Below are 15,472 nucleotides of genomic sequence, written 5' to 3' on the forward strand. Positions count from 1 at the left end.
CCACAAGCGACCATCTTCGTCAACGCATGCGGTCGATCACGATCGAACAAAGAACACCAACAAAAGTGTTCAGTTATCGAAGCGAGGGGCGTAGGTTCCGGTCTGATCCGTTCGCGCAACGAAGCGAGTTCACCCATGCAGTCCCCCACTCAGACCCTGGCCGAGGGACTTCGGCTGCCCACCAACGGCCTCGACTACACGATCCTCGCGATCTACTTCATCGTGGTGCTCGGCATCGGTTTCGCCGCCCGGCGGTCCGTGCGGACCAGCCTCGACTTCTTCCTCTCGGGGCGCTCCCTGCCCGCCTGGGTGACCGGCCTCGCCTTCGTCGCCGCGAACCTCGGCGCCACCGAGATCCTCGGCATGGCCGCCACCGGCGCCCAGTACGGTGTCGCGGTCGTCCACTGGTACTGGATCGGCGCCATCCCGGCCATGGTCTTCCTCGGCCTGGTGATGATGCCGTTCTACTACCGCAGCAAGGTCCGCTCCGTCCCGGAGTTCCTGCTCCAGCGCTTCGACAGGTCGGCGCACCTGCTCAGCTCGGCGCTCTTCGCCTTCGCGGCGATACTCATCGCGGGCGTGAACCTCTACGCCTTGTCGATCGTCGTCGAGGCGCTGCTCGGTTGGCCGCAGTGGGTGGCGATCGTCGTCGCCGGCCTGTTCGTGCTCGCGTACATCACCATCGGCGGACTCTCCTCGGCGATCTACAACGAAGTGCTCCAGTTCTTCGTGATCCTCGCCGCCCTCATCCCGATCTGCGTCATCGGGCTGAAGAAGGTCGGCGGCTGGGACGGTCTGAGCGGCTCCATCGAGAAGCAGCACGGCGGCGACTTCCTCACCGCCTGGGGCGGCACCGGCATCGGCGACGCCAACCCGCTCGGCGCCAACTGGCTGACCATCGTCCTCGGCCTCGGCTTCGTGCTCTCCTTCGGCTACTGGACGACCAACTTCGCCGAGGTGCAGCGCGCCTTGTCCGCGAAGAACCTCAGCGCGGCCCAGCGCACCCCGCTGATCGCCGCCTTCCCGAAGATCTTCATCGTCTTCCTGGTGATGATCCCGGGCCTGGTCGCCGCCGTCCTGGTTCCGAGGATCGGCACGGCGGGCTCGGATCTGACGTACAACGACGCGATCCCCTACCTGATGCAGGAGTTGCTGCCCAACGGCGTCCTCGGCATCGCGGTCACCGGTCTGCTCGCCGCGTTCATGGCGGGCATGGCGGCGAACGTCTCGTCCTTCAACACCGTGTTCACGTACGACATCTGGGCGAAGTACGTGGTCAAGGGCCGCGAGGACGGTTACTACCTGAACTTCGGGCGGCTCATCACGGCGATCGGGGTGCTCTCCTCGATCGGTACGGCGTTCATCGCCTCGTCGTTCTCGAACATCATGGGATACCTCCAGACCCTCTTCTCGTTCTTCAACGTCCCGATGTTCGTGGTCTTCGTCATCGGCATGTTCTGGAAGCGGGCCTCGGTGAAGTCCGGCGTGTGGGGCCTGGTCGCGGGCACGACCGCCGCGATGGTCAACTACTTCTGGATCTACAAGCAGGGCGTCGTCGACATCCCCACCGACCAGGGCGCCAACTTCGTCTCGGCGATCGTCGGCTTCGTCGCCGGTGCCGTCGTGATGGTCGTCGTCACCCTCTTCACCGCGCCCAAGCCGGAGGCCGAACTGGCAGGCCTCGTCTACGGGACGGCCTCGCCCGGGCTCGAGGACGAGGGCGCCGAGGCGGGCGACGACGCCTGGTACCGCAAGCCGGCGCTGCTCGGCTGGGGCGCCGTCGTGCTCGCCGCCGCCTGCTACCTGCCGTACTCGCTCTAGCCCCGATCGGAGGACCGAAAACCATGTCAGAGCTGCACAACGAAGTCTCCGAGCTCGAGCGCGAGTCCGCGACAGCCGCCCGCCTCTTCGACATCCGGCGGATCATCGGCGGTTTGTTCGGCGTCTACGGAATCATCGTGACGATCGCCGGAATCACCGCGTCCGACGCCGACCTGAGGAAGGCCGAGGGCATCAACATCAACCTCTGGACGGGCCTTGGCATGCTCGCCCTCGGGCTCTTCTTCCTCGGCTGGCTGTGGCTGCGCCCCACGGTGCCACCCGCCGACGCACCGGCGGACGACGCGTAGGAGCCCGCTGAACGGGGCCCGGGTTCACCGCGGTGGCTCGGGTCCCGCCCGCATGTCACGGCCGCTGAGGTCACTGGTGCCGCCGATGTCGCCGACGCTGTCCGCGTACGCCGAAGGGGGGCGCTCGGCGCGGTCGAGTAGGCCTGTGCGGGCGGCGAGCGCGGCGGCTTCCAGGCGGGAGCCGACGCCCAGCTTCATCAGGACCCGCTGCACATGCGTGCGCGCCGTGCTCGGGGCTATCCCCATCCCGGCCGCGATCACCCGGGTGTCCTCGCCGTCGGCCACCCGCACCAGGACCTCGACCTCGCGGGGCGTGAGCATCTGCAACAGGCGCTGCCCCTCGTCGTCGGGCTGCGCGGCCGGATTCAGCAGCTCGCTGAAGGCACCTTGCAGCAACTGGGGCGCGACGGCGGCCTCCCCGGCGCGCGCCTTCATGATGGCGCGCTCCACTCCTTCGATGCGCTCGTCATGGCGTACGTAACCGGAGGCGCCCGCGGCGAAGGCGGCGGCTATCCCGCGCGGGCTCGGCACCGGGCCGAGCACCAGGACCGCCACCTGCGGGCGGTCCCGCTTTATCTTCACCACCGGGTCGAACATGCCCGGCTCCGCGGGCGTGGCCGTGCCCAGCAGGCACACCTCCGGCGCCCGGCTGATCACCAGCTCGGCCGCTCCCGCCGCGGGCGCCGCCGCGGCCAGCACGCGGTGCCCGCGCAGCTTCAGCGCCGAGGCGAGCGCCTCGGCGAGCAGCCGGTGGTCGTCGACCACCATGAGCCGCACACCCATAGAAACCCCCCAGTTCCCGCAGGCCCCCCGGCCCTCCATCTCCCGGAAGCTACACGCTTGTTCGACGTTGCGCGCCCCCTACCCGCCAGAAGCGGCCCGGAATGCCGAAAGCCATGCCCTTCAGGGGTGACTGGGGGTACGGAACGGCGCGGCAACGGCAGCGGCCGCCCCCTCGCACTCCGAGGGGACGGCCGCTGAAACCGGACGGGAGGCTGCTTCGCCCCGGAGCCGGGGACTACTTCGCGACGAAACCGAGCGCGACGTACTCCTTCTCGTCCTTCGAGTAGGGCTTGCTGAGCAGCTGCTTGCCCATGAACATGCGCCCCTCGGCGTAGAGGAGTTCGTTCGACTTCGGGACCATGCCGCTGATCGCGTCGGTCACCGCCTCGGACGAGGGGGTCTCCAGGAGCTTGGTCTCCTTCATCGTCTTGCCGTCGAGCGAGACGATCTGGGCGCCCTTCTGGTAGCCGTGGGCCTTGTACGCGATGACGTTGCCGCCGTCCATGCGGAGCGGGAAGATCTCGCCGTTGTCGCCCGCGACGGCGCGGTCGCTGGTCGCCTTTCCGGTGGCCAGCGAGAAGGAGACGATCTCGTTGGTCCGGTTGTAGCTCTCGCCGCTGCCGTCGTGCTGGCGCGTCGGCACGTACAGCCGGTCGTTGCCGACCGTGATCGACGTGCAGTCGTTGACCATGTTGACGCCGCAGTCGTGGTCGTACTTGCCGTCCTCCAGGGAGATCTTGGCGCGCAGCTTGCCGTTGTTGCCGAGGGAGAAGACGTCGGTGACACCGCTCGCGGTGATCTCGGTGGTGTCCTGGCCGAAGACGACCGGGTTGGTGGAGATGACCTTGGCGTTGTCGATGCCGTCGGCGAGCGCGTACGTCCACTTGGCGGCGCCGGTCTTCGGGTCGAGGAGCTGGACCTTCAGCTTCTCGTCGCCGTACGTGCCGCACTTGCGGACCGCGACCAGCTGGTCGCCGCCCGCGTAGCCGACGTCCTCGCACTTGCCGATCTTCGGCTTCCACAGCGACTTGCCGGACACGTCCCAGGCGGCGCCGCCGCTGCTGGTGCCCGCGCCGGCGGCGATCGTGGTGCCGGAGATGGTGACCTCCTTGAAGGTCGCCTTCATGCCGTTGGTCTCGACGGTCTCGGTCCAGAGCTTCTTGCCGGACTTCAGGTCAACCGCGGAAACGTTGGTGCACTGTTCGTAGTCGCCCTTCTTGTTCCGCTTGTCCTCTTCGGTGACGATCGCCGCGATGCCGTCCTTGGTCGTCTCCCGCGACATCGCGCACGTCTGACCGGAGAGCGGGATCGACCACTTCTCCTTGCCGGTGTCCGGGTCGTAGCCGTTCAGTTCGTTGATGCCCGACTTGGCGTAGACGTCGTCGGTCAGCAGCGAACCGGTGGCCTGCCAGATCTGGTCCTCGGGAATCGCGGGCTGGGGCAGCTGCATGACGACCTTGGCCGTGGGGTCGGCCGGGGCCTTCTCCTTGGCCGGGCCCTGGCCCGCCGGGGCGTCGCCGCCCGTGCCGCCCTTGCCCTTCTTGCCGCCGCCCTTGCCGTCGCCCTGCGCGGTCTTCTTGGAGTCGTCGTCCTTCGACGAGGCGTAGAAGACACCGCCGCCGACGATCAGCGCGATCGCCACGACCGCCGCGATGACGATCGCCATCTGGCCGCTGATCTTCTTGCCGCCACCGGAGCCGGAACCGCCGGGCTGCGGCTGCATCGGCATGGTGGGCGGCTGCTGGTAGCCCTGCTGGTACCCGGGCTGCTGGTACGCGCCCTGCTGGTACTGCGGCTGGGCGGGCTGGGTCGGGTAGCCGTAGCTCTGCGGGGCCTGGGGCGTCTGCGGGGCCTGGGGCGCCTGGGGATAGCCGTAGTTCGGCTGGCCCGCGGGCGGCGGGGTCTGCGGCGGCCGGCCGGGAGGTGCCGGGGGCGCCGCGGGCGGCGGCGTCTGCGGGGCGGGCGGCTGCTGCGGGTAGCCGTAGGACGGGTCCGGGGCCTTGCCGAAGCCTCCGGGCGGAGGGTTCTGCGGGGCGCCGAAACCGCCGGGCGGGGGGTCCTGGGGCGCGCCGAAGCCGCCCTGCGGGGGCTCGTTCGGCGGCTGCTGCGGGGGCTGGGGCGGCTGGGTCATGACGTCGTCTATTCCTTGGGGACGCTGAGGGACGAGAGGGTGAACGGGACGGCGGGGAAGGTCACTGGCCGTAGGCGAGCATCAGCTTCGACTGGCCGGTGGTGCTGCCCGTGATGCTGGTGGTCGAGATGTAGAAGCGCCCGTCCACGTAGTCGACGTCCTTCGAGTAGAAGCCGCTCTCGATCTGCGAGGTGCCCTTCGGGTGCTGCAGAAGGGTCTTGGGCTCGTGCGAACCGGACGTCGCGATGGAGACGACGCGGCCGCCGGCATCGTACGACGGCTCGACGTACGCGATCAGCTCACCGTCCTCGACCTTCATCGGGAAAATCGTCTCGTCCAGCGGCGACTTGGTGCGCCAGGCCTCCTTGCCGGTGGCCAGGCTGATCGCGACGATCGCGTTGGCGCCCTTGTCGGCGGTCGGCAGGTAGAGGTACTTGTCGTCGGAGGCCACGCCCTGGCAGCCGCCCAGCTTGTCGTCGATGATCGAGGTGCCGCAGTCGGGCGCGAAGTTGTCCTTGCTGCTGACCTCGGAGGTGGTCGTGTCGGTGTTCCCCTTCAGCACCGAGATGTTCCACCGCTTCTTGTCCTCGTTGCGGGAGTACACGATCGTCGGGCTCGTCCCGTAGATCTTGCGGACCTGCCAGCCCTTGGGGAACTTCTTCGTCCACAGGGCCTTGCCCGTCTTGGGGTCGAGCTGCTGCAGCTCGTCGTGCTCCTCGGGTCCCGAAGCGCCGCAGGAGAGCGCCATCAGGAGCTTGCCGTCACCGCCGGCGAACCCCTTGGGGAAGCAGGTGCCCTCTTCCTTCTTGTCCGCGACGTAGAGCTTCTTGCCGTCGCGCATCCGCAGCGCGGTCCCGGACTGGTCACGGCCGACCATGAGCACATCGCCGACGAGGACGAGGTCGCTCTGCATGGAGAAGTCGAACATGCCCTCCTCCTTGACCGTCTTGAGCCAGCCCTTGTCCCCGGTCCTCATGTCGATGACCTGGATCTGGTTGCACTTGGCGCTGCTCTTGGTGCCGTCCTTGAACGCGACGACGATCCTGCCGTCCTCGGTGGCCTTCTCCGTCGCGGCGCAGATCTTCTGCGGGAACTTGATGGCGGGCCACTTGGTCTTGCCGGTCTCGGCGTCGTACGCGTACAGCTCCTTGTACGCCGCCTTGACCACGGTGTCGCCGTCGACCCACATGCCCGGGGCGTCGCCGCCGGCACCGGGCACCTTGGGCGCCTCCTTGTACCAGAGGACCTTCGCCTCGCCGGGCCGGCGGCCTTCGTTGAGGTCTTCCTTGCCCTCGTTGCCGTCGCCGTCGCCGGTGCCCGGGTTGGCCGGGGCGGTGGCGGAGGGCTTGGGGTCCTTCTCCTTCGCCTCGGACTTCTTCTCGCCGTCGTCGTCACCGCCGACGACGGCCCAGGTGACACCGGCCGCGACGAGGAGTGCGGCCACGGCCGCGGCGCCGATCACCAGGAGCTTGCTGCGCTTGCCGTTGCCGTTGCCGCCGCCGGGGCCCGCCGGGAACTGCGGCTGCGTGGGCGGCTGCTGCGGGTAGCCGTACTGGGGCTGGCTTCCGTAGGGCCCGGGCTGCTGCGGGCTCCCGTACGGGCCGGGCTGCTGCGGCTGGGCGTAGGGGCCGGACTGCTGCGGCTGGGCCGGCTGGCCATAGGGGCCGGGCTGCGGAGGCTGGGCTCCGTAAGGGCCGGGCTGCGGAGGCTGGTTTCCGTAGGGGCCGGGCTGCTGCGGCGGGGGCGCGTACGGGCCCGGCTGCTGCGGTTGGGTCGGCTGCGCGTACGGATTGTCCGCCGCGGGCGGCGGGGTCTGCGGATAGCCGTACCCCGGCTGCGGCGGTATCGGCGGCTGCCCCGGCGGTGGATCCTGCGGAGCTCCGTGACCGCCGTGCGGCGGCTGGTTGGGCGGCTGAGTCATCAGCGCTTCCCCCTTCACTGATTTTCGGCACGCCAAATGGTGCTCAGGTGAGCCTTTCTATCACCCTGAGCCCGTACCGAACGGGGCCGGTCCTGCCCCTGTTCCCAAGGGAGGACCGGCCCGTGATGCGTCCGTTACGCGAGCTGCACGGGAGCTCTACGCGTCCTCCGCCAGCTCCAGCCAGCGCATCTCCAACGCCTCGCGCTCACCGATCAGTTCACGGAGTTCGGCGTCCCATTTGGCGACCTTTTCGAAGTCCGTGGAGTTATCGGCGATTTGGGCGTGCAGCTTGGCCTCCTTGTCGGAGACCTTGTCCAGCTGCCGCTCGATCTTCTGCAGTTCCTTCTTGGCGGCGCGGGCGTCGGCGGCGGAGACCGTCTTCGTCTCGGTCCGCACGGCAGCGGGTGCGGGCGTGGAAGCGGAGGCCGTCTCGGCCATCCGGCGGCGCCGCTCCAGGTATTCGTCGATGCCGCGCGGCAGCATCCGCATGGTGGCGTCGCCCAGGAGCGCGAAGACCTTGTCCGTCGTCCGCTCGACGAAGAACCGGTCGTGGGAGATCACGACCATGGAGCCGGGCCAGCCGTCGAGGACGTCCTCCAGCTGCGTCAGCGTCTCGATGTCGAGGTCGTTGGTCGGCTCGTCGAGGAAGAGGACGTTCGGCTCGTCCATGAGCAGCCGCAGCAACTGGAGCCTGCGCCGCTCACCACCCGACAGATCACCGACCGGCGTCCACTGCTTCTCCTTGTTGAACCCGAACGTCTCGCAGAGCTGTCCCGCGGTCATCTCCCGGCCCTTGCCGAGGTCGACGCGCTCGCGCACCTGCTGCACGGCCTCCAACACCCGCAGCGTCGGCTTCAGTTCGGTGACCTCCTGCGAGAGGTAGGCCAGCTTCACGGTCCTGCCCACGACGACCTTGCCGCCCGCGGGCTGTACGTCGCCGTCGCTGCGGGCCGCGTCGGCCATGGCGCGCAGCAGCGAGGTCTTGCCCGCGCCGTTCACCCCGACCAGGCCGATGCGGTCACCGGGGCCGAGCTGCCAGGTCAGATGCTTGAGCAGCAGCTTCGGACCGGCCTGGACGGAGACGTCCTCCAGGTCGAAGACGGTCTTGCCGAGCCGCGTCGTCGCGAACTTCATCAGCTCGCTGGTGTCCCGCGGCGGCGGCACGTCCGCGATCAGTTCGTTGGCGGCCTCGATGCGGAACTTCGGCTTGCTGGTGCGGGCCGGGGCGCCGCGCCGCAGCCAGGCCAGCTCCTTGCGCATCAGGTTCTGCCGCTTGCTCTCCTCGGTGGCGGCGATGCGCTCACGCTCCGCGCGGGCGAACACGTAGTCCGAGTAGCCGCCCTCGTACTCGAAGACGGAACCCTTCTGCACGTCCCACATGCGCGTGCAGACCTGGTCCAGGAACCACCGGTCGTGCGTCACGCATACGAGCGCCGAGCGCCGCGTGCGCAGGTGCTCGGCGAGCCAGGCGATGCCCTCCACGTCGAGGTGGTTGGTCGGCTCGTCGAGCACGATCAGGTCCTGCTCGGCGATGAGCAGCTTGGCGAGCGCGATGCGGCGCCGCTCGCCGCCGGAGAGCGGGCCGATGACGGTCTCGAGCCCCTGCGGGAAGCCCGGCAGGTCGAGCCCGCCGAAGAGGCCGGTCAGCACGTCCCTGATCTTGGCGCTGCCCGCCCACTCGTGGTCGGCGAGATCGCCGATGACCTCGTGCCGGACGGTGGCCTCGGGGTCGAGGGAGTCGTGCTGGGTCAGCACGCCGAGCCGCAGCCCGCCGTTGTGCGTGACGCGCCCGGTGTCGGCCTCCTCCAGCTTGGCGAGCATCCGGATCAGGGTGGTCTTGCCGTCGCCGTTGCGCCCGACGACGCCGATCCGGTCCCCCTCGGACACGCCGAGTGAGACGCCGTCGAGCAGGGCACGGGTGCCGTACACCTTGCTGACTGCCTCGACATTGACCAGATTGACGGCCATTTCTCTCCTGACAGGGGGGACGATCGATCCTCCAGCGTAGTCGCCCGCGGGGGGCGGGTCGGCGGCCGCTTGTGGGTACCGGGTTGCTCACTCCTTGTGATGACGGATCCGGAACGCGGGGGCTACGGTTGGGGGGCAGGCCGAAGAATCCCGTCCATGGGAGGAACCATGACCGCCGAGCCGATTCCCGAGCCGGTCTCCGAGCCGGTGTCCGGGCCGCGATGGCCGGTGCCGCCGCCGGAGGGCTGGACCGTGGACGACCTGCACACGCTGCCCGACCTCCCGCCGCACACCGAGTTGCTCGACGGGAGCTTGATCTTCGTGAGTCCGCAACGCCTGTTCCACAGCCTCGCCATCGATCTGCTGGTGAACGGGCTCCGCAGCAGCGTGCCGACGGAGCTGCGGGTGAGCCGGGAGATGACTGTCGTCCTCGACCGTCGCAACGGCCCCGAGCCGGACATCTCCGTCGTCCGCAAGGAAGCCGTCAAGAGCCGCGATCAGACCTCGTTCTCCGCCGCCGACGTCCTTCTCGCCGTGGAAGTCGTCTCTCCCGACTCGCAGGCCCGCGACCGGGATACCAAGCCGCTCAAGTACGCCGCTGCCGGTATCCGCCACTTCTGGCTGGTGGAGATGGCGGGCCAGGACGATCACCCTGTCGTCCAGGTCTACGAACTCGGCACGGTGTCCGGCACGTACGCCCTGACCGGCATCTATCACGACCGCCTCAAGATCTCCGTGCCCTTCGACATCGACATCGACCTCAACGGCATCAACGAGCTGTAGGGCCAGGGGCGCCCCGCCCCGCCCGCTCCACCAGCAGCCACCCCACCAGCGCCATCCCCACCGCCGCCGGAGCCGTCACATGGACGGCGATCAGCATTGCCGTACGCCCCTCCAGCAGGCCCCCGAAGCCGACCATCGACAGGCCGAGCACCCCGAAGAGGCAGAGCGTCACGCCGAGGGCCGCCGTCGGGCCCCCGGACGCCGCCGGTGCGCCGGGCCCGCGTACGGCCCCCGGGCGTTCGAAGCGGCGGAAGGCCGCCACCAGCGCCGCCGTCAGCGCCGCGGCCGCCGCCAGCCGCAGCGGCACCTGCGCCCACCACGCGGCGCTCGCGGGCGCCGGGAGCGGGACGTCGAGGGCGAGCAGCGTCCCGTAGACCCCGAGCATCGCCGTCAGGTGCCAGAGGAACGCCGTCATGGAGATGCCGTTGGCCGCGACCACGCCCCGCCACACCCGGGGCCTCGCCAGCCACCGCGTCGCCGGGGCGCGCAGGAGTTCGACCGCGCCGACCAGCCACAGGCCGTGGCAGAGCAGGGCGAAGGTGGGCGGTGCCATGTTGGAGACGCGTTCGCCGGGCATGCCGACCATGGAGAGGGGATAGGGGCCGAGCGCGACGAGGAGCGCGGCGCCCACGAGACCGGCCCCGGCGAGGACGTACGGCAGGCGCAGCTTTCCGTCCGCCCGCAAGAAGCCCAGCTGGTGCACCGCGAGCCAGACGAAGGCGAAGTTCAGGAACGCGACGTACGGCACGTCGAACGCGAAGCGGGCCACGTCCACCGCGCCCGCCGCCGCCACGAGCGCGCCGAACGCGCCCCAGCCCCACCGGTCGTGCAGCCGCAGCAGCGGCGGGGTGAAGGCGACCATCGCCAGGTAGATGCCGATGAACCAGAGCGGCTGGGCGACCAGGCGCAGGGCCACGTCGAGGAGGCCGCCGCCCTGGCCGAGGAGTTGCAGGGCCAGCGCGGCCGCGCCCCATACGCCTATGAAGACCATCGTGGGCCGCAGCAGGCGCTGGAGGCGGGCGCGCAGGAAGGCGGAGTAGACCGAGCCGCCCTCGGACCCGGACCCGGACCCTGACTTGGACGCGCGGCTCAGTGAGCGGTACGACAGGGCGTGGGAGAAGCCGCCGACGAAGAAGAAGACGGGCATGATCTGCAGCGCCCAGGTGAGGGGTTGCAGCTCCGGTACGACGGCGAGGAGGTTGCCGACCTCGGCGCGGCCGTCGTCGCCGGTGGTCACGGCCGCCATCAGCCAGTGCCCGGCGACGACCGTGCCCAGCGAGGCGACCCGCAGCAGGTCGATGTACCGGTCACGCCCGGTGGGCGTCTTCTCGGCCAGTTCGCGCACGCTTGATCCCATGACCGTACGGTCGCGTGCGGGGTGCCTTCGGCGTCAGCGTGCCCGTACTCATCCCGTACTCATTCGGGGGTGAGTATCTGGGCCTGGGGTGTCGGCGCGGGTTCGTCGTGCCTGGGCGCGCAGTTCCCCGCGCCCCTTCGGGGCGCCAGTTATACCGTCTGCGCGCCCTGCGCCGGTGCCGTCGCCAGCCGTGCCGTGCGGCAGGTGCCGGAGGACGTCAGCGCGTCGGCCACCTTGTGCGCGGACGCGGCGTCGGCGGTGAGGAACGCCGTCGTCGGGCCCGAGCCGGAGACCAGCGCGGCGAGGGCGCCCGCCGCCGTGCCGGCCGCGAGGGTGTCGGCGAGGGAGGGGAAGAGGGAGAGGGCGGCGGGCTGGAGGTCGTTGGTGACCGTCGCGGCGAGCGCCTCGGTGTCGCCCGTGCGCAGGGCTTCGAGGAGCGCGGGGGAAGCCTCGGGGGCGGGCGCGTCCGGGGTGAGCCGGTCGAACTCGCGGTACACGGCGGGCGTGGAGAGCCCTCCGTCGGCGACGGCGAACACCCAGTGGAAGGTGCCGCCGACCTCCAGCGGCTGAAGCTTCTCGCCCCGCCCGGTGCCGAGCGCGGCGCCGCCGACCAGGCTGAACGGCACGTCGCTGCCCAACTCGGCGCAGATGTCGAGCAGTTCGCCGCGGGAAGCCTTGGTCCCCCACAGCGCGTCGCACGCCACGAGCGCGGCGGCGCCGTCCGCGCTGCCGCCCGCCATGCCCCCGGCGACGGGGATGTCCTTGGCGATGTGGAGGTGGACGTCGGGGGCGATGCCGTACCGCGCGGCGAGGAGTTCCGCTGCCCGCGCCGCCAGATTGGTGCGGTCAAGGGGTACTTGGTCGGAGCCGGGCCCCTCGCAGGTCACCCGCAGCTCGTCCGCGGCGGTGGCCGTGACCTCGTCGTAGAGGCCCACGGCGAGGAAGACGTTGGCGAGGTCGTGGAAGCCGTCGGGGCGGGCGGCGCCCACGGCGAGCTGGACGTTGACCTTCGCGGGGACGCGTACGGTCACGCTCACGCGGCCGCCTCCTTGTGCTCGGCGATCCGCGCGAACTCCTCGACGGTGAGGGCCTCGCCGCGCGCCTGCGGGGAGACACCGGCGGCGACCAGGGCGGCCTCGGCGGCGGCCGCGGAACCGGCCCAGCCCGCGAGGGCGGCCCGCAGGGTCTTCCTGCGCTGCGCGAAGGCGGCGTCGACGACGGCGAAGACCTCGCGCTTGGACGCGCTGGTCTTGACGGGCTCGGCGCGCTTCACGAGGGAGACGAGCCCGGAGTCGACGTTCGGGGCGGGCCAGAAGACGTTGCGGCCGATGGATCCGGCGCGCTTGACCCGCGCGTACCAGTTGGCCTTCACGGACGGGACTCCGTACACCTTCGAGCCGGGGTCGGCGGCGAGCCGGTCGGCGACCTCGGCCTGCACCATCACGAGGGTGCGCTCGATGCTCGGGAAGGTGTCGAGCATGTGCAGCAGGACGGGGACGGCGACGTTGTACGGGAGGTTCGCGACCAGCGCGGTCGGGGCGGGGCCCGGCAGCTCGCGCACGAGCATGGCGTCGCTGTGCACCAGCGCGAAGGAGCCGGTCTTCTGGGGGAGGCGGGCCTCGATGGTCGCGGGGAGCGCCCCGGCGAGTACGTCGTCGATCTCTACGGCGGTGACGTGCGCGGCGGTCTCCAGCAGGGCCAGGGTCAGGGACCCGAGGCCGGGGCCGACCTCGACGACGACGTCGTCCGGGCCTACCTCCGCGGTGCGGACGATGCGCCGGACGGTGTTGGCGTCGATGACGAAGTTCTGGCCGCGCTGCTTGGTGGGGCGTACGCCCAGGGCAGCGGCCAGTTCGCGGATGTCGGCGGGGCCGAGGAGGGCGCCGTGCTCAGTGCTCACCGCACCAGGTTACGTGGGCTGGCCCCTGGGCCTTGTTCCGGCAGCTACGTCTCGTTTTCGGCTGACCGCCGGTGGGGGCTGGTCGCGCAGTTCCCCGCGCCCCTGACGGGGCGCTCAGCCGACGGTTTCTCGCGCCCCGTCAGGGGCGCGGGGAACTGCGCGAGCAACCACGACGCACCCGCGGTGAAGCGTCAACCGCGCAGGCGGCGCCCGCAGTGGGGCCAGGGCGCGGCGCCCCGCTGGACGTACAGCTTCTTCGCTCGGAACGTCTGTTCCGAGGCCGACGCGTCCTGGGGGCGCCCCGTGCCGCCGAGGCCCTGCCAGGTCCTCGTGTCGAACTGGTAGAGGCCGCCGTACGTGCCCGAGGGGTCCACCGCCCCCGGGCGGCCCCCCGACTCGCAGCGCGCCAGCGAGCTCCAGTCGAGGCCGTCCGCCCCGGCCACCGACGACGGCATCTGCTTCGTGCCGACCTTCACGATCCGGTCCTGCGGCTCCCGCACCACCTCGGAGCCGATCCGCCGCGGCTTCTGCTTGACGCCGTTGACGGTCCGCAGCGCGTACGTCACGCGCCGCGCGCCCTGCCGTCCGGCCTGCACCACGACCTCCGTGCCCCGGAACAGCGTCGGGTCCTGCGCTCTCCTCACCTCGAAGGGGATCGCCTCCTCCCTGACCTCCTTCGATCCCCTGATCCGCATGACGGTGACCGTCATCCCGTCGCGCGGGAAGCTGTCGGGCGCCACCGACGTGGTGTCCTGCCCGCGCAGCGTGACCCCGGCCTCCGCGACGGCCTCCCCCACGGTCGCCGCGTTCGTACGGATGGTCCGCTCCCGCCCGTCCGCCATGATCGTGACGGTGCGTTCCGTGCGGACGGCGAGGTCGAGTCCGTCGCGGCCGATGCGCCGGCTGCGCGAGGCCGACAGGTGGGCGCCCTCCGCGCGCACCCCGAGCTGGCGCAGGGCGCCGTCGACGGTGCGTGCCGTCGTCCACACCTGGCGCCGCTCGCCGTCGAGGGTGAGCCGCAGGGGCCGGCCGTAGCGGACGGCGACCTCGTCGCCGCTGGCCAGGGCGGTGCCCGTCGCGGGCGCGACGATGTCGTGGGCGCCGACGGCGAGGCCCTCGTCGGCGAGGAGTTCCCCGACGTCGTCGGCGAAGGTGTGCAGGGTGCGCGGCTTGCCGTCGACGCTGAGCCGCACCGCCTTGTCCTCGGCGACGAACGCGGAGGTGCCGCCCGCGAGGAACGCCACGACGAGCGCCTGCGGCACCAGGCGCCGCAGCACCTCGGCCCGCTCGGAGGACGGGGGGCCGCCGGTGCCCCGGGCGGACTTCGCGCGGCGGGCGGCCCGCCGCGCCTCGGCCCGGCCGCCGCCGGTCGGGGCGGCGCCGGGCAGCGCACCGGACGGCGGGGGGCCCGTGACCTGGCCCGGCACGTATGGCTGGGCGTGCGGCTCGGTCGGCTCGTACGGCAGGGCGTAGGGCTCGTACGGCGCTTCATACGTCTCGTACTGCGCGTTGCTCACGATGACGCTCCAGAGGTCCGGACCGGGCGGACAGAACCTAGCGGAGCCGCCGTCACCCTCCAAAGTCGGCTCGCTACGGAGCGTCGTTGCGTTATCGGTCAGTAATCGAAGGCACGCGCGGTGTTCGCAGAGACGGCCGCCGCCATCTCGTCCTCGTCGATGCCGCGGACCTGGGCCATGGCGCGCACGGTGACCGGGATGAGGTACGGCGCGTTGGGCCGCCCCCGGTAGGGCGCGGGCGTGAGGAACGGCGCGTCCGTCTCGACGAGGACGAGTTCGAGCGGCGCGACGGCCAGCGCGTCCCGCAGGCCCTGCGCGTTCTTGAACGTGACGTTGCCCGCGAACGACATGAAGTAGCCGTGTTCCGCGCAGACCTGGGCCATCGCGGCGTCACCGGAGTAGCAGTGGAAGACGGTGCGCTCGGGGGCGCCCTCCTCCTTCAGGACGCGCAGGACGTCCTCGTGGGCCTCGCGGTCGTGGATCACGAGGGTCTTGCCGTGCCGCTTGGCGATCTCGATGTGGGCGCGGAAGGAACGCTCCTGGGCGGCCATGCCCTCGGGTCCGGTGCGGAAGTAGTCGAGGCCGGTCTCGCCGACCCCCTTGACGTGCGGCAGCGCGGCGAGCCTGTCGATCTCCGCGAGCGCCTCGTCGAGCGCGCCGTCGCCGCCCGCCTCGCGCGCGCCCTGCCGGGACCAGCCGTCGGGGTCGCCGAGCACGATGCGGGGCGCCTCGTTCGGGTGAAGGGCGACCGTGGCGTGGACGCTTTTGTGCGCGGCGGCGGTCTCCGCCGCCCACCGGGAGCCCCGGATGTCGCAGCCGACCTGGACGACCGTGGTGACCCCCACCGAGGCCGCCTTGGCGAGGGCTTCCGCCACGGTGCCCGACTGCATGTCGAGGTGGGTGTGCGAGTCGGCGACCGCCACCTGGAGCGGTGCGGGCAGGGGCGGCGGCGCGTCGGCGTTCTTCGAAGGCATACGTCGATC

Annotated in this window: 12 protein-coding genes; 3 read left to right on the forward strand and 9 right to left on the reverse strand. The window is 70.9% G+C overall.

Translation table 11 applies throughout. The annotated features are described in order from the left end of the window. Window positions 1–135: 135 nt before the first annotated feature. Window positions 136–1,821 carry a sodium:solute symporter family protein gene (locus tag DMA15_RS14990; RefSeq protein ID WP_125513246.1) on the forward strand — a complete coding sequence of 562 codons (1,686 nt, stop codon included), beginning with the start codon at window positions 136–138 and terminating at the stop codon, window positions 1,819–1,821. Between the two features lie 23 nt (window positions 1,822–1,844). Next, window positions 1,845–2,129 (forward strand): hypothetical protein, encoded by a 285-nt coding sequence (locus DMA15_RS14995; RefSeq protein WP_125513247.1) that lies wholly within the window; start codon window positions 1,845–1,847, stop codon window positions 2,127–2,129. Between the two features lie 24 nt (window positions 2,130–2,153). Here the strand turns inward: DMA15_RS14995 and DMA15_RS15000 are convergent, their stop codons facing one another. The 4 genes from DMA15_RS15000 to DMA15_RS15015 form a co-directional block, all read right to left on the reverse strand. Continuing rightward, window positions 2,154–2,912, reverse strand: coding sequence for a response regulator transcription factor (locus DMA15_RS15000; protein WP_240659802.1), 759 nt, complete (start codon window positions 2,910–2,912; stop codon window positions 2,154–2,156). A 235-nt stretch (window positions 2,913–3,147) separates the two neighbouring features. After that, entirely contained in the window at window positions 3,148–5,043 is a 1,896-nt protein-coding gene (locus DMA15_RS15005) for a PQQ-binding-like beta-propeller repeat protein (protein ID WP_125513248.1), read from the reverse strand. A gap of 61 nt (window positions 5,044–5,104) precedes the next feature. After that, the gene (locus DMA15_RS15010) at window positions 5,105–6,964 is read right to left on the reverse strand and encodes a PQQ-binding-like beta-propeller repeat protein (protein WP_125513249.1); all 1,860 of its coding nucleotides are present in this window, start codon (window positions 6,962–6,964) and stop codon (window positions 5,105–5,107) included. A 156-nt stretch (window positions 6,965–7,120) separates the two neighbouring features. Continuing rightward, complete coding sequence (locus DMA15_RS15015) at window positions 7,121–8,932, reverse strand: ABC-F family ATP-binding cassette domain-containing protein (protein ID WP_125513250.1); 1,812 nt, start codon at window positions 8,930–8,932, stop codon at window positions 7,121–7,123. A 168-nt stretch (window positions 8,933–9,100) separates the two neighbouring features. On the opposite strand from DMA15_RS15015, the gene DMA15_RS15020 reads away from it, so the two are divergent. Next, window positions 9,101–9,715: a Uma2 family endonuclease gene (locus DMA15_RS15020; RefSeq protein ID WP_125513251.1), complete on the forward strand. Its 615-nt coding sequence runs from the start codon at window positions 9,101–9,103 to the stop codon at window positions 9,713–9,715. Here DMA15_RS15020 and DMA15_RS15025 read toward each other — a convergent pair. The 5 genes from DMA15_RS15025 to DMA15_RS15045 all read right to left on the reverse strand — a co-directional run bounded on the left by DMA15_RS15025 (window position 9,702) and on the right by DMA15_RS15045 (window position 15,463). Continuing rightward, window positions 9,702–11,072, reverse strand: coding sequence for an acyltransferase family protein (locus DMA15_RS15025; protein ID WP_125513252.1), 1,371 nt, complete (start codon window positions 11,070–11,072; stop codon window positions 9,702–9,704). The two genes, DMA15_RS15020 and DMA15_RS15025, sit on opposite strands and share 14 nt — an antisense overlap. A gap of 149 nt (window positions 11,073–11,221) precedes the next feature. Beyond that, complete coding sequence (locus DMA15_RS15030; protein ID WP_125513253.1) at window positions 11,222–12,109, reverse strand: 4-(cytidine 5'-diphospho)-2-C-methyl-D-erythritol kinase; 888 nt, start codon at window positions 12,107–12,109, stop codon at window positions 11,222–11,224. Continuing rightward, window positions 12,106–12,972, reverse strand: a complete 867-nt coding sequence (gene rsmA / locus DMA15_RS15035) for a 16S rRNA (adenine(1518)-N(6)/adenine(1519)-N(6))-dimethyltransferase RsmA (RefSeq protein ID WP_125513254.1) — start codon at window positions 12,970–12,972, stop codon at window positions 12,106–12,108. Before rsmA ends, DMA15_RS15030 begins: the two co-directional genes overlap by 4 nt. Window positions 12,973–13,163: 191 nt before the next feature. Continuing rightward, on the reverse strand, window positions 13,164–14,489 hold the full coding sequence (locus DMA15_RS15040; protein ID WP_240659803.1) for a resuscitation-promoting factor: 1,326 nt from the start codon (window positions 14,487–14,489) through the stop codon (window positions 13,164–13,166). A 98-nt stretch (window positions 14,490–14,587) separates the two neighbouring features. Then, on the reverse strand, window positions 14,588–15,463 hold the full coding sequence (locus DMA15_RS15045) for a TatD family hydrolase (RefSeq protein WP_125513256.1): 876 nt from the start codon (window positions 15,461–15,463) through the stop codon (window positions 14,588–14,590). Window positions 15,464–15,472 lie beyond the last annotated feature (9 nt).

The organism is Streptomyces sp. WAC 01529 (assembly GCF_003945545.1).
GTDB classification, from domain to species: Bacteria; Actinomycetota; Actinomycetes; order Streptomycetales; family Streptomycetaceae; genus Streptomyces; species Streptomyces anatolicus.